We start from the raw sequence: 17,050 nt of genomic DNA on the forward strand, positions 1-17,050 counted from the left end.
CGCGATATTCGTGACAAAGAGAGCGTGAAATGGCTGGAGGGCCTTGAGCGACTGGAAACGCTTAAAGTGCAATGTCCAGACACGCACGTGGTCGGCGTGAGCGATCGCGAAGGCGATGTCTATGACGTGTTTATCGCGCCGCGCTCTACCGGAGTCGACTGGCTGGTTCGCGCTGCGTGGAATCGGCGTGTCGAGCATCCCGAGAAGTATCTGTGGGATGCCGTGGAAGCGGCGCCCGCGCTGGGCCAGACGACATTGCAAGTGCCCGGCTCGGGCAAGACGCCCGCGCGCAGCGCGCAACTGACGCTGCGCTGCCTGCCAGTGCAGTTGAGGCCACCGCGTTCGCGCCCCGGTAAGGGCGCGAATGTCGAGGTCTTCGTGATTCACGCGCTGGAGACCGATGCGCCTGAAGGGATTGACCCGCTCGAATGGATGCTGCTGACCTCGGTCCCCACGCATACGCATGAGCAAGTTCTGGAACGGCTGGCATGGTACGCGCGACGCTGGACCATCGAATCGTGGCATCGGGTACTCAAGAGCGGCTGCCGGGTCGAGGCTAGGCAATTCGGTGACCTGGATCGATTTGTGCGCGCCACCGCATTGTTCGCCGTCATCAGCTGGCGAATTCTGTATGCCACGCTGCTCGCCCGGCTGGATGGTGACTTGCCCTGTGAAGTGCTGCTGCAGCCGATCGAATGGCGTGCACTGTATTGCCGGGTTCATCAAACCAAGAAGACGCCCGCCAAGATCCCGTCGTTGGCGCAGGCCGTATTGTGGATCGCCAAGCTCGGCGGCTATCTCGGGCGCAAGAGCGATCGGCCACCGGGCCCTACACCGATCTGGCGCGGATTCCTGTCGCTGCACGAAATCACGGAGATGTATCGGATATTCCAGCAGGATGAATAGCTGTCCGGTGGAGATGGGTGTAGGGAGAACAGCTAGTTGTTCAAAAAATGTGGGCACACCTAAGCACAAGAGTGGGAGAGGGGAGCCAACCAGCGGCAATCAACCAATTGTGGTAGCCGTGTGAAGCGCCCGAAGGGCGGGCCACACCCCAGCGCGATGCGAAGCGAGCCGTCAAGGTTTACCTAGGCCGTATGGGGCGCCTCGGGATTCGACGAAAAGAGCGGAAAAGAGGGACCCATGTCTGAGTATCGCCTTAAGGCGATGCGAGTTTGGGTCCCGGCCGCTCTTTTCGTCGAATCCCGAGGGGTAGTCGCCCCATCCGGCGCGCCTTTTTTGCCTACTTTTTTGGCAAGACAAAAAAGTAGGTCGCCTCCCCGAAGGGGAGGTGAAACTGCAGTTGCCCTTGACTTTGACTTTGACTTTGAAGTTAATCAGTTGCAGTTGAAGTTGAAGTAACAACCTCAAGCCACCAAATTCCTCAATCCCTCGCCCACATACCAGCGCCGCAGGTTATCCAGAAAAATCCCCGCCACCCGCCCAGCATTCCCATCCGAAAACCCCGCACTATGCGGCGTCGCAATGACATTAGGCAACGTCCACAACGGCGAATCCGCCGGCAGCGGCTCATGCGCAAACACATCCAGGTAGGCACCAGCAAGGCGGCCGCCTCGCAACGCCTCGATCAGCGCCCCCTCATCCACCACCTCGCCACGCGAGACATTGACCAGCCTGGCACCAGCCGGCAGCAAGGCAAGCGCGGCGGCATCAACCAACCCGCGTGTCTGCGCCGTCAACGGACAAGCCAGCAATAACCAGTCGGTCCGCGGCAGCACGTCCCGCACCGCATCGAACGTCACCGTCTCATAGCCAGGCCCAGCCGGCACGGCACCCTGCCGCACCACGATCACATTCAGTCCCAGCACCTGCAGCAGCCTGCCGAGCCATTGCCCGATCGGGCCCCAGCCGACAATAGTCGCAGTCTGCCCGGCCAAATCGCGGGGCAGCCCGGATCCGATCAGCGGCGCCCAGCGGCTTTCGCGCTGCGCCGCCAGCATCTGCGGAAAATGCCGCGCCAGCGCCAGCACACCGGCCAGCGCGGTCTGCGCGACCACGCCCGCATTAGCGCCCGAGGAAGTGGTCACCGCCACGCCGCGCGCGCGCAGCTCGCCAAACACGACGCGGTCAGCGCCGGCCGAATGCGTATGCGCCCAGCGCAGCCCGGGGCTTGCCAGCATGGCGTCGTAGAAGCGCCGGGTGGCGGGCAGGATTTCATGCTTGGTGGACAGGCCGGTGACATCGCGCGAGACAAAGGCGATATCGGCATCCAGCCCAGGGGCATCGTTTGTCCCCTGCCCCGACGGCACCACCACTGGCACGAAGGCCCCGCCAAGCGCCTCGCCAATCTGCGTGCCGTACTGCTGCAAGGCTTGCTCCGACAGCAGGATGCGCAAGGACTGCGCGGCTGCCGGCTGGTTCGTATTCACACTCATGTTCATTCCAGGGAAGCACCCGAATCGTGCACTACCACTTTCCATTTGACGTATTCCTTTTGCGTGAACTTGCCGAACTGCTCCGGCGAGCCACCCACGGGATCCGCCCCTTCCCGCACCATCTGCGCCTGCAGCGATGGCAGGGCTTGGTTGACCGCCTGATTGACCTTGTTGATCACCGCCTGCGGCGTGCCCTTGGGCGCGAACACGCCAAACCAGGAGCCGGCCTCGAAGCCGGGGAAGCCCTTTTCCGCCACCGTGGGCACGTCCGGCAGCGATGGCGAACGGCGCGCGCTGCTGACCGCCAGCGCACGCAGCTTGCCGGCCTTGATATGGGCGATGACCGACGGGATCGTGGCAAACATGAACTGTACCCGACCGGACAACAGATCGTTGAGCGCATCGGCGCCCTTGTACGGGATATGCGTGGCCTCGGTGCCAATGCGCTGCGTCAGCATGAAGCTGGAGAGCTGTGACGAGGTGCCCACGCCGGTTGAGCTGTAGTTCAGCTTGCCCGGATTGGCCTTGGCGTAAGCAACGAACCCTTCGAGTGTCTTCGTCGGCAGCGAGGGATGCACCACCAGCACGTTCGGCACGTCGGCGATCTGCACCACCGGCACCAGGTCGGTCAACGGATCGTAGTTCAGGTGCTTGTACAGCGTCTGGTTGATCGAGATCGGGCCGACCGAGTTGACCAGCAGCGTATAGCCATCGGCCGGCGCGCGGACCACGGCCTCGGTGCCGATATTGCCGCCGGCACCGGGGCGGTTGTCGACCACGAAGGATTGCTTGAACTTTTGCGCCAGCACCTGGCTGACGCTGCGCGCCAGGATATCGGTAGTGCCGCCGGCGGTAAACGCCACCACCACGCGCACCGGCTTGGCCGGGTAGTCATCGCCGGGGGCAGCGATGGCGCCTGTGCCAGCGAAGGCACAGGCACAGGAGAAGGCGGCCAGGATGGCGCGGGCCAGCGCGAGGCTTTTGTTCATGTTGTCTCTCTCCGTTCGTTTTATCGTTATGGTCTTTCTAGTCGCTATCGCCGCTGGCGGCCCTTCCCGGCTGAGCCGCGAAACTCAGTCGCGGAAGCTCGGATCGAGCCGGTCCAGCTTGCGCAGCAGCGCGGGCCACTCCATCACGCCGTAGGGGCGGCGCGTGCCGGGCTGGTAGTTGTTCCAGGTTTCCTGCAGCACGTCGGCGCCGACCTCGCGCAGCGGCGTGTTGCACGACATCGCGCCGATCTGCGCGCGGCAGGCCAGCTCCAGCCGGTGCATCCAGTTGAAGGCTTCCCCAACCGTGTTACCCACGGTAAGCGCGCCGTGGTTGCGCAGGATCAGGGCCTCGCCCTTGCCAAGGTCTTCCAGCAGCGAGGCTTGCTCGGCGGTGTCGAGCACCACGCCCTGGTAGTCGTGATAGCCGATCTTGAGAAAGCGCATGGCGGTCTGCGTGAGCGGCAGCAGCCCGCAGTCCAGCGATGACACGGCCATGGAGGCCCAGCTATGCGTGTGGATCACGCAGGCCACTTCCGGGCGCGCCTCGTGCACGGCGCTGTGGATCACGTAGCCGGCCTTGTTGATGCCGTAGTTGAGCGCGCCGAAATCCGGCTTGGCGAGAATGTTGCCGGCGTGGTCCACCTTGATCAGGCTGGAGGCGGTGATCTCCTCGTACATCATGCCGTAGGCGTTGATCAGGAAGGCGCCGTCCTCGCCCGGCACGCGCACCGAGATATGGTTGGCCATCATGTCGGCCATCCCGTACAGCTCCACCAGCCGGTAGCAGGCGGCCAGGTCCACCCGCGCCTTCCATTCGGCGTCGGTGCACCGGTCCCGCATCGAGGAAATGGCGAGGATGCCGGGTTTTGTCATGGTGTTCTCCTTGGTCCCTTGATAGCTTGAATGCTTGATGTTCAGTCCGAGCCGAGCGCCAGGTTGCCGGACCGGCGTTTTTCGATATTCCACTTCAGCAGCGCCGCGCTTCGATAGATGCCGTGCGCGAACTTGCCATAAGGCAGCGTCAGGAACAGCGCCATCACCACGCCAAGGTGCACGGCCAGCAGCAAGGCCATGGCCGCGGTGTCGCGCCAGGCCAGCAGCGCCAGGCCGGTCAGGCTGGTGAAAAACAGCAGCGCGATAAAGCCGCGGTCCATCGGCTTCTGGGCCGCGTCGCCGGTACGCGGGTCGCGCTTCAGGTTGAGCCAGAGCAAACCGGCCGGGCCGATCAGCAACCCGATGCCGCCAGCCGTGCCCAGCAGCACCGGCAGGCTGGTCGGCGCGTACGGCGCGTGCAGGCCCAGCAGGTAGTGGTACAACGTGGCGACCGCCGTGGCGGCAAAGCACAGCATGAAGCCATAGAACGTGAAATGATGGAAGCGCCGGCGCCACAGGGTGAACGCGTCGTCGGCGTTGTTGCAGCCCTGGCCGTGGCCGCCGTCCAGGTAGCGCAGCCGCAGCGCATCGTGCGCCGCGCCGCCGATGGCCGGGCCGCGCGCCTCGCCTTCGACCGCGCCGGGCGAGACCTTGCGCCAGAAGCGCGCGACCCCCACGCCCAGCGCCAGCACCGCGAAGCCAAACACCACGCCGAACATCGCCGCCAACAGGTTGTGCGGGAAGATGGCGTAGAAGTTGCCCGCCAGCGGCGCGTGCAGCAGACTGCCGCGCATGGCCAGCACCATCACCAGGAACAGCGCCAGCCCGGCTGCCAGCGCCAGCGCGGTGGCCAGGCCGGCGCGGCGGTACAGGCCACCGAAGGCGGCTGGCCAGGCGTAGTCGGAGTAGGTCTGCGCCCGCACCTTGGCCATGGCCTGCGGCACGTTGACGGCAAACTCATGCGGCGGCGCGTACTGGCAGGCGTGATAGCAGGCGCCACAGTTGTGGCACAGGTTGGACAGGTAGTGGATATCGGCCTTGCCGAATTCCAGCCGGCGCGTCATGGCCGGAAACACGGCGCAAAAGCCTTCGCAATAGCGGCAGGCGTTGCAGATCTGCATGACGCGGCCGACTTCGGCCTCGTCCCCGGTGAGCGGCAGCGCGCCCTGGGCCAGCGCCGCCGCTTCGCGCGTCAGCGCTTCAAGATGTTGCATGCTGCTCTTCCTGGATTGCGTTGTGACCGGGCCGCCCGAGCGCGGCGGCGGCAGCCTGGGTGCCGGCGATGCGCCCGAAGGCGGTGCCGATGGCCATGCCGACGCCTGCCGTATAGCCCTTGCCGAGCACGTTTCCGGCCATCATCTCGCCGGCCACGAACAGGTTGGTGCTGGGCTTGCCGCCGAAATGCACGGCGGCATGCTCGTCTACCTTGAGGCCGAGGTAGGTAAAGGTGATGCCGGGACGCAGCGCGTAGCCGAAGAACGGCGCGGTATCGATGGGCCGCGCCCAGTGGGTCTTGGCCGGGGCGATGCCTTCGGTGTGGCAATCGTCCAGCACGGTGTGGTCGAAGGTGCCGACGCGGCATGCCGCGTTGTAGTCCTCGATGGTGCGCACGAAGGTGGCTTCGTCCAGCCCGAGCTGGCGCGCCAGTTCCGGCAACGTATTGGCGCGCACGCCGGGGAACACGGGCGGCATGAAGCGGCCCACGGCCTTGGCGTCGATGATCGAGTAGCCGATCTGGCCGGGCTGCTGGGCGACCAGCCGGCCCCAGATGGCGTAGCGCTTGGGCCAGAAATCCTCGCCTTCGTCGTAGAAGCGCTCGGCGTTGCGATTGAGCATCACGCCCAGCGAGACGCAGTCCACCCGGGTGCAGATGCCGCCGTCGTACAGCGGCGCGCGCGCGTCGATGGCCACGCAGTGCGACTGGGAGGGATCGCCGATGGCGTCCGCGCCAGCTTCGATCATGTACTTGAGCAGCACGCCCATATTGAAGCGCGTGCCACGGATCAGGAAATTGTCGGCCGGCCAGTCGCCGTCGGCGTTCTGGCCCCAGGCTTCGCGCAGCCATTCGCGGTTGGACTCGAAGCCGCCCGCGGCCAGCACGCAGCTGCGGGCCTCGATGCGCTCGCTGCCGATGCGGGCCGCGACGAAGCGGCTGCCGTCCAGCTCGATGGCGTCCACCGGCGCGTTGTAGCGCACTTGCACGCCAAGCGCCTCGGCGCTGCGGAAGTAGGCGTTGACCAGGGCCTTGCCGCCGCCCATGAAGAAGGCATTGGTGCGCGCCACATGCAGCGCGCCCGACAGCGGCGGCTGGAAGTGCACGCCGTGGCTGCGCATCCAGTCGCGGCAGGTGGACGAGGCGCGGATGGCCAGGCGGGCCAGGCGTTCATCGGTGAGGCCGCCGGTGACCTTGAGCAGGTCTTGCCAGTATTCCTCTTCGGGATAGGCTTCGATCAGCACGTCTTGTGGCGCGTCGTGCATGCAGCGCAGGTTGCGGGTGTGTTGGGAGTTGCCGCCGCGCCACTCGCGCGGGGCCGCTTCCAGCAGCAGCACGCTGGCGCCGGCTTCGCGCGCCATCAGGGCGGCGCACAGGGCGGCGTTGCCGCCGCCGATGACCAGGACGTCGATCATGGGCGCGCGCCTCCGGCAAGGCTCGGGGAACTCGGCAGGGACGGCTCCCGGATTCGAATAGTGGACAGCACGATGATTGTTCCGGTGGGGAAGCCCGCACTGTAGCGGGCCGCCGGCTTCCTGCTAAGCCCCCGGATCGCATGGGGGCATCACGAATCGTGATACCCCCGGGTGTGCGACTGCTTCAGCCCTCCGGCCCAAGCAGCCGCGCGCCTCGCCAGGCGCCGGAGCGCACCAGTTCGCGGGCGCAATCGGCCAGCACCACGCGCAAGGCCAGCGCTGCGGGCGAAAGTTCATCGTCGGAGAGGCTGCACAGCGCATTCTGGCGCCGCGCCTTGGGGTCCGCGATCTCGGCCAGGTGGAAGCGCTCCTGCGCATCGGCGTAACGCCCCACGGCGGCCCAGGGCTGCAAGGTGGCGCCAAACCCGAGATCGACGGCGTCCATCAGCATGGCCAGGGAATCCACCTCCTGCACCACCTGCGGCACGATCTTCACGCGGGCGAAGGCAGCATCGAGCGTGCTGCGCAGCCCATGCAGGCCGGTGGGCATGATCAGAGGCACGTCCCGCAACTGCGCCATGCGCAGCCGCAGCGGCGCGTCGGCGTCGACATCGACCGGCAGCGCCTTGCGCGAGCGGATCAGGAACAGGGTTTCTTCGAGTAGCGGCGTCACGCTCCAGCGGCGTGCCACAACGGTGTCGAACAGCACGGCCAGGTCGAGCTGGCGGGCATTGAGCATGGCGCTGAGGTGGCCGGACAGGCTCTCCACCATATGCAGGCGTACATCGGGATAGCGCTCGCGCATGGCGCGCATCAGCGGCACGCCGATGACCGAAGCGGTGGTGGGCGCCAGCCCTACGCTGACCGTGCCGGACAGCCGCGCGTGGTGGGCGGCGCGCTTGGCCTGCTCGGCATGGCGCAAGGCCAGCTGGGCCTCGCGGAAGAAAGCCAGCCCGGCCTCGGTGGGCGTCACGCCGCGCGTGGTCCGGCGCAGCAGCCGGGTGGACAGCTCGCTCTCCAGCCGGCTGATCTGCTGACTCATGGCGGACTGCACCATGTCGAGGTCGAGCGCGGCGCGGCTCATGCTGCCGAGCTCCACCACGCGGACGAAATACTGAAGCTGGCGCAGTTCCATCTGGCTCCCCGGCCTGGATTCGTGTCTGGATTCGTGTCTGCGAGGCTTATACCAGATTGCGAACCGGCGATGGCCGCCAGGTCAGGCCTCGTCGAAGCCGCTATACCAGTCCACGGTCTGGTCGGAGTACGCCAGGCCCTTGGCCGCCAGCGCCTCGCGCATCTGGTACATGTCCAGCCCCAGCACGCCGCAGGCCAGCGTAGCGCGCTTGCCCTCCTCCATGGCCCCGCGCTCGGCGGCACGGCGCGCGGTCTCGGCGGCGAGCGGGCGCGGCACCACCACCACGCCATCGTCGTCGGCCACGATCACGTCGCCGGGCCGCACGTGGGCGCCGGCGCAGACCACCGGAACATTGACCGCGCCCACGGTTTCCTTGACCGCGCCCTGCGCCGAGACCGCCCGCGACCAGACCGGGAAGCCCATGGCATTGAGCGTGGACACATCGCGCACGCCGCCGTCGATCACCAGGCCGCGCGCGCCGCGTGCCTTGAGCGAGGTGGCCAGCAGGTCGCCGAACAAGCCATCGCTGCAGTCGCTGACCAGCGCCACCACCAGCACGTCGCCGGGCTGCACCATCTCCACCGCGACGTGGATCATCCAGTTGTCACCGGGATGCATGAGCACCGTCACGGCGCTGCCGGCAATGGCGGCACGGGACTGGACCGGCCGCATGTATGGCTTCATCAGCCCGGTGCGGCGCTGCGCCTCGTGGACGGTGGCGACACCGGCGGCGCCCAGCGCGTCGATGTCCGCGGCGGCCGCGCGCAGGATGTTGCGATAGGCGATGGTCTTCATGCCAGGCTCTGCGTTACCTGCGGGAACACGCGCGCATAGCCTTCGCCGTACTTCACCTTGCGATCGGAGTTGCGCGCGGCCTGCGCGCCGCGCTGCAGGGCCACGCGGGTGTAGTACTCCCACAGATGCTCCTGCGCCGCCATGGTCGTGAAGGCGCGCTGCTTCTTCTCCCATACGGAGGAGATATCGAGCAGCACGTCGGGCTTCCAGTTGCATTGCTCGGGCTGGTGCGGCTCGAACAGGAACACCGGCGGCGCGCCGATCACCGGCACCTCGGGCTTGTAGCCATGCGCCTGGGCGATGACCCGCGCTTCCTGCGCTACATGCGTGGCGAGCGGGTGGTCGAAGTTGTAGATGTCTTCGCGCGAGTGGCTCAGCACCAGTTCGGGCCGCAATTCGCGGTAGAGATCGGCCAGGCGCAGCAGCGCTGCGTCGGTCACGCGCATGGGGTAGTCCCCCAGGTCGAAGCACTCCAGCGTGGCGCCCAGGATGTCGGCGGCCTGCTGCGCTTCCTCGTGCCGCGCGGCCTTGACGCGCTCCATCGTCATGCCCGGCTGGCGCCACATCTTGGCGGACTCGCCGCGCTCGCCAAAGGACAGGCAGACGATCCTGACGTTGTAGCCGCGCTCGGCATACAGCGCGATGGCGCCGCCGGCACGCCAGACAAAATCGGCAGCGTGCGCGCTGACCACCAGGATGGAGGGACGCTGCGCGTCCGGCTGGGCTTGGGCTTGGATCTCGGACATGGAGGATTCTCTTGGATCGTGTTGGATCGCCTTGGATCGCGTCGGATGCTTCAGTCGGCCGTGATGCCCGCCTTGCGGATCACGCCGTTCCAGGTGGTGGTTTCACCGCGCACGAACTGGCCGAAGGCCTCGGGCGTGCCCGGCAGGATGGTCACGCCAAGTTGCGCGAGCTGCTTGCGCACGTCGGGGTCGCCCAGCGCGGCGTTGGCCGCGGTGTTGAGCGCATGGACCACGGCCGGCGGGGTCTTGGCCGGCGCCACCAGCCCCCACCACACCGAGGCGGTAAAGCCCGGCAGGCCTTGCTCGCGCGAGGTCGGCACATCCGGCAGGAGCGGCGTGCGCTGGTCGCTCGCCACCGCGATGGCGCGCAGCGTGCCGGCGCGGATATGCGTGATGACTTCGAGCGGGTTGATCGGCATGAACGAGATGCGCTCGCCCAGCAGGTCGGTGATGGCGGGCGCCCCGCCCTTGTAAGGCACGTGCAGCACATCGATGTGCGCCGCTTCCTTGAACAGCTCGCCGGCGAGATGGCCCGAGCTGCCGTTGCCGGCGGAGGCGTAGCTGAGCTTGCCTGGCTGGGCCTGCGCCTGGGAGACCAGGCCCTTGAGCGACGCCACGCTGGATTTTGCCGGCACCACCAGCACCAGCGAGGCCTGCCCCACGCGCGCCACCGGCGTGAAATCCCGCGCCGGGTCGAACGGCAGCTTGGCGAACAGCGCGGCATTGGTGGCCAGGCTGTTGGACGCCATCATGATGGTGTAGCCGTCCGGCGCAGCCTTGGCCACGGCCTCCATGCCGATATTGGTGCTGGCGCCGGGGCGATTGTCGACGATGATGGGCTGCTTGAGCAGCACGCTCATCTTCTGCCCGACCGAGCGCGCCACGATATCCACCCCGCCGCCCGCGGCATACGGCACGACGAGCCGGATGGGCCTGGCCGGGTAGGTCTCGGCGCTGGCGGTGCTGGCGGCCAGCGACAGCGCGGCGGCCAGAAAGCCGGCAAGGTAGGGTCGGCGCAGCATGCTTGTCTCCTGATAGTGCAATCTGTCATGCGGTTCGAAACCGTTTGCGTGCATTCTGGCCAGCCGCCGTGATACTGTCCAATACGTTTTCAAGCCGCTTGTTATTGCACTTCGATATAACCAATGGATTTCCGCCAACTCCGCTATTTCGTTGCCGTGGCCGAAGCGCTGAGCTTCAGCGAGGCCGCGCGCAAGCTCCATATCAGCCAACCGCCGCTGAGCACCCAGATCAAGGCGCTGGAAGACGAACTCGGCAGCCCCCTGCTCGACCGTTCCCGCCACCACGTGGCGCTGACGCCGGCTGGCACGCTGTTCCTGGACAAGGCAAAGGCGGCGCTCGCCAACCTGGAGCAAGCCCGCGAGGTGGTCAGGCAGGTGGCCGCCGGCGAGGCGGGCGAGATCCGCGTGGCCTTTACCGCGTCGGTGCCGATGCAGGATGCGTTTCCGCGCGCGGTGCAGCAGTTCCGCGTTGACCATCCGCGCGCCATGCTGGAACTGGTGCATATGTCCACCGGGCAGCAGTTGCAGGGACTGGAGAAAGGCGAGATCGACATTGGCTTCCTGCGGCCGTCACCCCAGTTCTATCCGCCCGCCAGCATCACCGTGCACGAGGTGCTGGCCGACCGGCTGGTCGCCGTGCTGCCTGCCGCGCACACACTGGCAAACCCGATCGACGACGCCGGGATCGATATCGGTGCGCTGTCCGCACAGCCCTTCCTGCTGTTCCCCCGCGGGCTGGGATGCGGGCTGTTCGACCACGTCACCACGCTTTGCAACCGGGCGGGCTTTGCCCCGCGCATCGGCCAGGAGGCACGGGAGGCGACCACCATCATCGGCTTGGTGGCGAGCGGCGCCGGCGTGTCGGTGCTGCCGGAGATTTACGCGCGCACCGGCATCCCCGGCGTGGCGTACCGGCCACTGGCTGGTCAAGATGCCGCCAGCCGGGTGCTGGTGGCGCATCGCACCGGGGCACTGTCCCCGATCATGCGTCGGTTTTTGGCATTTTTTGCGGTTGGCGACTGAGGCAAGGGCGGTGCGGAACAATGAGCCCCGCTGCGCAATAGCGGCGTATTCACCACGCCGCGGACCATCGCCATGCGCCAGCGCGGTGAAATGTCTGCACATTGCCGTTCCAGCCCTACAGTTCCCGTCCAGCCTTCCGTTAGCCGGGCATGCTGGCCGACAACAAAATTGTCGGAGGCCATTTTTTCACAACCGCCCCCTACCCACTGCGCATGCTTCTCTCGCTCCGTACACGCATTACGGCGACCTGTGTCGCCATTGTTGTCACCGCCCTGTCGGCATCCACCGGCATCACCTATGTGGTCACGAAGCACAGCGACGAACGCACGCTGCGGCAAAACCTCGCCACGATCACCCAAGGCAACGCACAAGCCATCACCGAGTGGCTGACCGCGCGAGCCGCCATGGTGCAAGCCGTCTCGCCGGAGAGCCTTTCCACCGATCCCATGTCCGCGGTCACGCAGTTGGAAAAATCCGGCGGCTTTGTCGTGGCTTACGCTGGCTACCCGGACAAGCACGCGGTGTTTTCCCGCGACCTTGGCATCCCCGCCGACTACGATCCCACGGGCCGCCCGTGGTACCAGGCCGCCGTCAGCGCCGGCAAGCTGGTCATCACGCAGCCGTATGAAGATGTCGCGACCAAGAAGCTCGTGGTGACGCTGGCCTTGCCGGTGCTGGCCAACGGCCAGCTGAAGGCCGTGGTGGCCGCCGATGTGAACCTGGACGCCGTGACCTTCACCGTGAACGGCATTCACCCCACCCCGGCCAGCTTCGCTTTCCTGGCCGACAAGAGCGGCCGCATCGTGGCGCATCCGGATGCCAGACTGAACCTCAAGCCGGCCACCGATTGGTCCGCCGACCTGACGGCGAACGCCCTGGCCAGCCTGTCCGATCCCGAGCAGCCGTTCGCAGTGAAGATCGGCGGCGCTACCAAGCTGCTGCATGCGGAGCCGGTCAAGAACTCCGACTGGGAACTGGTGGTTGCCATGGATGAGGACGAAGCCCTGGCCGGCCTGCGCAATGTCCTGCAGGCCATGTTCATGACCCTGGTCGCGGTGGCCTTCCTCGCCGCGGGTGTCGGCTCGGTCATGACTGCCTCGGCATTCCGGCGGCTTTCCCAAGTGCGCGAGGCGATGGACGAAATCGGCTCCGGGAACGGCGACCTGACCAAGCGCCTGCCGTCCGACGGCAACGACGAGGTCGCGCAGATCGCCCGTGCGTTCAACCAGTTTGCCGACAAGCTCGCCACCGTGCTGATCGATATCCGCGACAGCAGCGAATCGGTGCGCACGGCAACCGCCGAGATCTCGCAGGGCAATATCGACCTGTCCTCGCGCACCGAGCAAGCCGCGGCCAGCCTGGAGCAGACAGCGGCTGCCATGGACGAGCTCACCGGCACCGTGCAAAACTCGGCCGAGGCCGCCGTGCGCGCCGGCGAACTGGCGGCGGCTGCCTCCCAGGTCGCCAATCGCGGGGGCGATGCCGTCTCCCGCGTGGTAACCACCATGCAGGAAATCTCCACCGCCTCTGCCAAGATCCACGACATCATCGGGGTCATCGACGGCATCGCCTTCCAGACCAACATCTTGGCGCTCAACGCTGCCGTGGAAGCCGCCCGCGCCGGCGAGCAGGGGCGCGGATTCGCCGTGGTGGCTGGCGAGGTCCGCACGCTGGCCCAGCGCAGCGCCCAGGCCGCCAAGGAGATCAAGGGGCTGATCAGCAAATCGGTGGCCAAGGTGGACTCGGGTGCGGAGCTGGTGCGCGATGCCGGGGAGACGATGAACAGCATCGTGGCCAGCGTGAAGCAGGTCGAGCAGGTGCTGCGCGAAATCTCGAATGCCGGCAGCGAGCAAAGCGTGGGCATCACGCAGGTCAACCAGGCCGTGAGCCAGCTCGACGGCGCGACGCAACAGAATGCGGCGCTGGTCGAGCAAGCCTCGGCCGCCGCCGGTTTCCTGCATGAGCAAGCCAACAAACTGGCCGATGCGGTGGGCCAGTTCCGCCTGGCCAGGGCGCATGGCGGCGCAGCTTGAACTGTTGATGAAGCGGCCAGATGGGTAAGCAAGAGGGGGCAGCGGCTGCTGAACCCCAGGCTGCCGACAAAGCCGGATCTGCGTTGTCGTGCTCCCCTCTTCCGCATGCGGGAGGGGCTGGGGGAGAGGGAGAGACAGCCGTCGTCATGGCGCGCGGCCTTGGCTCGTTCGGCGGCTTCGGCGAGTGCTTGAGGAAATCTCCTGAATACTGGTATCGTTGAAGTGGCACAAAATCCACACAACATCAAGATCAGCGCCCCGCAAGGCAAGGAGAACTCCCCCGCATGACTGTATTCCAAGGGACTGGCGCCCTTTTTACCCTCATCGCCATTTTTGGCGTCATCAACCATCGCTTCATCAAGCTGCCCGACACCCTGGGCATCACCGCCGTCGGGCTGGTGACCTGCCTGAGCGTGTCCATCCTTGGCCTCAACCATCCGGAAATGGTCGCGCAGGCCCGCAAGCTCGTGGCCCAGATCGATTTCTCCGACGTGGTCTTCCACGGCCTGCTCAGCCTGCTGCTGTTCGCCGGCGCCCTGCACGTCGACCTCTCGCGCATGCGCCGCCAGCGCCGGGCCGTGGTCATGCTGGCTACAGTAGGCGTGGTGATCTCGACCGCGGCGGTCGGGTTCGGCTTCTTCTATGTCGCGCAGTGGCTGGGCCACCCGATCAGCCTGTTGTGGTGCCTGGTGTTCGGCGCGCTGATTTCCCCCACCGATCCTATCGCCGTGCTCAGCGTGCTCAAGAACGCGGGCGCGTCCGAAAGCCTGGAAACCAAGATCGCCGGCGAGTCGCTGTTCAATGACGGCACCGCGGTGGTGGCATTCCTGACCCTGGTGGGGCTAGCTACCGGCGCCACCGAGTTCTCCGCTTCCCACGTGGCGGTCGCGCTGGTGCGCGAAGTGTTGGGCGCCGTGGTGCTGGGCGTTGTGGTGGGCTACGTGGCGTCGGTGCTGCTGCGCGGAATCGACAGCTATCCGGTCGAGATCCTGATCACGCTGGCGCTCGCCACCGGCGGCTATAGCCTTGCCGAAACCGTGCACGTGTCCGCTCCGCTGTCGGTAGTCATCATGGGCCTGGTGATCGGCAACCACAGCACCTCCAAGTCCATGTCGGAAAAGACCCGCGAGCACTTGTTCAACTTCTGGGGCCTGCTGGACGAGTTGCTCAACCTGGTGCTGTTCGGCCTGATCGGGCTGGAGATCATCGCGCTGTCCCTGCAACTGCATATCGTCTGGCTGGGGCTGGCGGCGATTCCCGTGGTGCTGATTGCCCGCGGCATCAGCGTGGCCATCCCGCTGCTGGCGTTGCAGAACTTCCGCCGGCTCAATCCGCACTCGGCCACCATCATGACCTGGGGCGGCCTGCGCGGCGGCATCTCGATTGCGCTGGCGCTATCGCTGCCGGAGTTCCACGGCCGCGAGATGCTGATCGGCGTGACTTACCTGGTGGTGGTGTTCAGCCTGCTGATCCAGGCCACCACGCTGGGCAAGCTGGTCAAGCACCTGAATGGCTTGAGCGCAAAGCCGTAAAAAAGCCGCAACAAAGCCATAATGGATACGCCATCCGCAAGCGGGCAGCGGGACTCACCCGCCGCCCGCGCCCGGCTTACTGGCGGCTCTGGTAAATCTTGTCGAACTCGCCGCCATCGGCAAATTGCCGGCTCTGCGCCTGCGCCCAGCTGCCAAACACATCGCTGACCGAGAACAGCTGGATCGGCCGGAGCAAGACGGCAGGCGGGTCACGATCGCCCCGCCTGCCGCCTTACTCACGCCACCTTCGGAAAATCGATCACCGTATCGTTGACACGATTGATCATGTTGGTGAACAGGATCGCGCTGATGGCCTGGATGCTCTCGACGATCTGGCGATCGGTGTAGCCGGCTTCGCGCACATTGGTCACGACGCTGGCAGGCACCGTGCCGGAGGTCGTGGCCACGGCCAGTGCGAAGCGGACAAGCGCGTCGATCTTGCTGTCTTGCGGGTACTCGCCGGCGCGCAGCTCACGCGTTTGCTCGGCGGTATAGCCGGCCATCTTGCCGGTCATCGTATGCGCGGCCACGCAATAGTCACAACCTGAAGCTTCGCTGACGGCGAGGTTGATCGCTTCGAGCTCACGGGCGCTGAGCGTCGAGTTCTTGAGCAGCGCGCCGGTCTGCAGCGCGTTGGCAAGCACCTCGGGGGCATTGCTGCCGATGACCGCGTAGGCGTTGGGCACCTTGCCGACGGCGCTCTTGATAGCGGCGAACAGCTGAGCGGCCTGGCCAGTGGCTTCGGCGATGTTGATGGTGTGAAGACGGGACATGATGGCACTCCTTTCCAGGGTTGGTTGATGGACCCGCGCCGTGTTTGCTGCGCTGCTTCCATGGACTGAAGTCTAGGCGTGCCAAGCGCGACTTACCGCATATAATCGTCTAGTTATCTTGCTCCATCGTCTCAACCCATCGTTTCCGTTTTGCTCCCACCGCTCCCGCCATGGATAGCCTGACCGAACTCGTGCGCATGCTTTCGCCCGCCGGCACCGTCGACCTGCACTGCCACTTCGCCGGCAACTGGCGCGTGGACAACGCGGCGGCGCCCGCCGGCCACCTGCCATATCACATCATCCTGAAGGGGCAGGCGCGCGCGCTGGTGGCGCAGGAGGCCATCTCCCTCGATGCGGGCGACGTGCTGCTGTTCCCGCAAGGCAGCGCGCACACGCTGCGCAGCCTGCCCGACGATGTCGCCGGCCCGCACGCCGCCATGCCGGCCCAGACAACGCGCTTCAATGGCTTGCTGACCGAGGTGACGATGCCCGGCGACGCGCATCCGCTGGACATGCTGTGTGGCACGTTCGTGCTGGGCTTGCCGGGCACGATGCTGTTGCGCAAGCTGCCGCCGGTGCTGCGCGTGGCCACCGCGCAGCGCGCCGATTGCGCCTGGCTGGACGCGCTGATCAACATGATGCGCAATGAGGCGCAGGCACCCGAGCCGGGTGGCACGGCGGTCATCGGGCAGCTCTCCACCGCATTGCTGACCTTGCTGTTGCGCGCGCTGATCGCGCAGGGCGGCGTCACGCATAGCCTGCTGGCGCTGATGGCCGATGCGCGGCTGTCCAAGGCGATCGATGCGGTGCTGCGCGCGCCAGCCGAGCCGTGGTCGGTGGCGTCGCTGGCGGCGGTGTGCCATGTGTCACGCGCCACGTTTGCGCGGCGCTTCTCGCAGCTCAGTGGCGAGACGCCGCTGCAGTTCGTGACCACCTTGCGCATGGAAATGGCCGCCCGCCTGCTGACGCAGGACCGCGACTCCGCGGCCAGCATCGGCGAGCAATGCGGCTATGCCTCGGAGGCCGCGTTCGGGCGTGCCTTCAAGGCGTACTTTGGCGTGGGACCGGGCACGTTCCGACGTGCGGCGCGGGAGCGCCGAGGGGG

The 17,050-nt window shown here is 66.4% G+C and carries 15 protein-coding genes; 5 read left to right on the plus strand and 10 right to left on the minus strand.

The features are described from left to right. Positions 1-906: IS4 family transposase (locus tag ACGLHR_RS44895; RefSeq protein ID WP_400102288.1), on the plus strand; the 906-nt coding region annotated here is incomplete at its 5' end. Positions 907-1,367: 461 nt separating this feature from the next. Here the strand turns inward: ACGLHR_RS44895 and ACGLHR_RS44900 are convergent. The 9 genes from ACGLHR_RS44900 to ACGLHR_RS44940 all read right to left on the minus strand — a co-directional run bounded on the left by ACGLHR_RS44900 (position 1,368) and on the right by ACGLHR_RS44940 (position 10,584). After that, positions 1,368-2,396, minus strand: a complete 1,029-nt coding sequence (locus ACGLHR_RS44900; protein ID WP_400102289.1) for a D-2-hydroxyacid dehydrogenase — start codon at positions 2,394-2,396, stop codon at positions 1,368-1,370. A gap of 2 nt (positions 2,397-2,398) precedes the next feature. Continuing rightward, on the minus strand, positions 2,399-3,385 hold the full coding sequence (locus tag ACGLHR_RS44905; protein WP_400102290.1) for a Bug family tripartite tricarboxylate transporter substrate binding protein: 987 nt from the start codon (positions 3,383-3,385) through the stop codon (positions 2,399-2,401). Between the two features lie 84 nt (positions 3,386-3,469). Continuing rightward, complete coding sequence (locus ACGLHR_RS44910; RefSeq protein WP_400102291.1) at positions 3,470-4,258, minus strand: class II aldolase/adducin family protein; 789 nt, start codon at positions 4,256-4,258, stop codon at positions 3,470-3,472. 41 nt (positions 4,259-4,299) lie between these two features. Continuing rightward, positions 4,300-5,472 carry a tricarballylate utilization 4Fe-4S protein TcuB gene (gene tcuB / locus ACGLHR_RS44915; protein WP_400102292.1) on the minus strand — a complete coding sequence of 391 codons (1,173 nt, stop codon included), beginning with the start codon at positions 5,470-5,472 and terminating at the stop codon, positions 4,300-4,302. Continuing rightward, on the minus strand, positions 5,459-6,886 hold the full coding sequence (tcuA, locus tag ACGLHR_RS44920; RefSeq protein WP_400102293.1) for an FAD-dependent tricarballylate dehydrogenase TcuA: 1,428 nt from the start codon (positions 6,884-6,886) through the stop codon (positions 5,459-5,461). The genes tcuB and tcuA overlap by 14 nt, the downstream gene beginning before the upstream one ends. A gap of 184 nt (positions 6,887-7,070) precedes the next feature. After that, entirely contained in the window at positions 7,071-8,021 is a 951-nt protein-coding gene (locus ACGLHR_RS44925; RefSeq protein WP_400102294.1) for a LysR substrate-binding domain-containing protein, read from the minus strand. 81 nt (positions 8,022-8,102) lie between these two features. Further along, positions 8,103-8,816 (minus strand): 4-carboxy-4-hydroxy-2-oxoadipate aldolase/oxaloacetate decarboxylase, encoded by a 714-nt coding sequence (locus ACGLHR_RS44930; protein WP_400102295.1) that lies wholly within the window; start codon positions 8,814-8,816, stop codon positions 8,103-8,105. Continuing rightward, positions 8,813-9,562 (minus strand): PIG-L deacetylase family protein, encoded by a 750-nt coding sequence (locus tag ACGLHR_RS44935; RefSeq protein WP_318236582.1) that lies wholly within the window; start codon positions 9,560-9,562, stop codon positions 8,813-8,815. Before ACGLHR_RS44935 ends, ACGLHR_RS44930 begins: the two co-directional genes overlap by 4 nt. A 50-nt stretch (positions 9,563-9,612) precedes the next feature. Continuing rightward, positions 9,613-10,584 (minus strand): tripartite tricarboxylate transporter substrate binding protein, encoded by a 972-nt coding sequence (locus ACGLHR_RS44940; protein ID WP_400102296.1) that lies wholly within the window; start codon positions 10,582-10,584, stop codon positions 9,613-9,615. Between the two features lie 123 nt (positions 10,585-10,707). On the opposite strand from ACGLHR_RS44940, the gene ACGLHR_RS44945 reads away from it, so the two are divergent. The 3 genes from ACGLHR_RS44945 to ACGLHR_RS44955 all read left to right on the plus strand — a co-directional run bounded on the left by ACGLHR_RS44945 (position 10,708) and on the right by ACGLHR_RS44955 (position 15,172). After that, on the plus strand, positions 10,708-11,607 hold the full coding sequence (locus ACGLHR_RS44945) for a LysR family transcriptional regulator (protein WP_400102297.1): 900 nt from the start codon (positions 10,708-10,710) through the stop codon (positions 11,605-11,607). 212 nt (positions 11,608-11,819) lie between these two features. After that, positions 11,820-13,640, plus strand: a complete 1,821-nt coding sequence (locus ACGLHR_RS44950) for a methyl-accepting chemotaxis protein (protein ID WP_400102298.1) — start codon at positions 11,820-11,822, stop codon at positions 13,638-13,640. Between the two features lie 284 nt (positions 13,641-13,924). After that, entirely contained in the window at positions 13,925-15,172 is a 1,248-nt protein-coding gene (locus ACGLHR_RS44955; protein WP_318237204.1) for a sodium:proton antiporter, read from the plus strand. 236 nt (positions 15,173-15,408) lie between these two features. On the opposite strand, the gene ACGLHR_RS44960 is transcribed toward ACGLHR_RS44955, so the two are convergent. Next, complete coding sequence (locus tag ACGLHR_RS44960; RefSeq protein ID WP_400102299.1) at positions 15,409-15,945, minus strand: carboxymuconolactone decarboxylase family protein; 537 nt, start codon at positions 15,943-15,945, stop codon at positions 15,409-15,411. A gap of 170 nt (positions 15,946-16,115) precedes the next feature. On the opposite strand from ACGLHR_RS44960, the gene ACGLHR_RS44965 reads away from it, so the two are divergent. Next, the coding region (locus ACGLHR_RS44965) for an AraC family transcriptional regulator (RefSeq protein ID WP_400102300.1) at positions 16,116-17,050 on the plus strand (935 nt) is incomplete at its 3' end.

The organism is Cupriavidus sp. CuC1 (assembly GCF_044627735.1).
In the GTDB taxonomy this organism is placed as follows: Bacteria; Pseudomonadota; Gammaproteobacteria; order Burkholderiales; family Burkholderiaceae; genus Cupriavidus; species Cupriavidus ulmosensis.

What these genes read in the sequence shown, in the direction of transcription:
- ACGLHR_RS44900 (WP_400102289.1), bottom strand. Translation starts at nt 2,396, where the DNA reads ATGAGTGTGAATACGAACCAGCCGGCAGCCGCGCAGTCCTTGCGCATC.
- ACGLHR_RS44925 (WP_400102294.1), bottom strand. Translation starts at nt 8,021, where the DNA reads ATGGAACTGCGCCAGCTTCAGTATTTCGTCCGCGTGGTGGAGCTCGGC.
- ACGLHR_RS44955 (WP_318237204.1), top strand. Translation starts at nt 13,925, where the DNA reads ATGACTGTATTCCAAGGGACTGGCGCCCTTTTTACCCTCATCGCCATT.
- ACGLHR_RS44945 (WP_400102297.1), top strand. Translation starts at nt 10,708, where the DNA reads ATGGATTTCCGCCAACTCCGCTATTTCGTTGCCGTGGCCGAAGCGCTG.
- ACGLHR_RS44940 (WP_400102296.1), bottom strand. Translation starts at nt 10,584, where the DNA reads ATGCTGCGCCGACCCTACCTTGCCGGCTTTCTGGCCGCCGCGCTGTCG.
- ACGLHR_RS44910 (WP_400102291.1), bottom strand. Translation starts at nt 4,258, where the DNA reads ATGACAAAACCCGGCATCCTCGCCATTTCCTCGATGCGGGACCGGTGC.
- ACGLHR_RS44930 (WP_400102295.1), bottom strand. Translation starts at nt 8,816, where the DNA reads ATGAAGACCATCGCCTATCGCAACATCCTGCGCGCGGCCGCCGCGGAC.
- tcuB (WP_400102292.1), bottom strand. Translation starts at nt 5,472, where the DNA reads ATGCAACATCTTGAAGCGCTGACGCGCGAAGCGGCGGCGCTGGCCCAG.
- ACGLHR_RS44960 (WP_400102299.1), bottom strand. Translation starts at nt 15,945, where the DNA reads ATGTCCCGTCTTCACACCATCAACATCGCCGAAGCCACTGGCCAGGCC.
- tcuA (WP_400102293.1), bottom strand. Translation starts at nt 6,886, where the DNA reads ATGATCGACGTCCTGGTCATCGGCGGCGGCAACGCCGCCCTGTGCGCC.
- ACGLHR_RS44935 (WP_318236582.1), bottom strand. Translation starts at nt 9,562, where the DNA reads ATGTCCGAGATCCAAGCCCAAGCCCAGCCGGACGCGCAGCGTCCCTCC.
- ACGLHR_RS44950 (WP_400102298.1), top strand. Translation starts at nt 11,820, where the DNA reads ATGCTTCTCTCGCTCCGTACACGCATTACGGCGACCTGTGTCGCCATT.
- ACGLHR_RS44905 (WP_400102290.1), bottom strand. Translation starts at nt 3,385, where the DNA reads ATGAACAAAAGCCTCGCGCTGGCCCGCGCCATCCTGGCCGCCTTCTCC.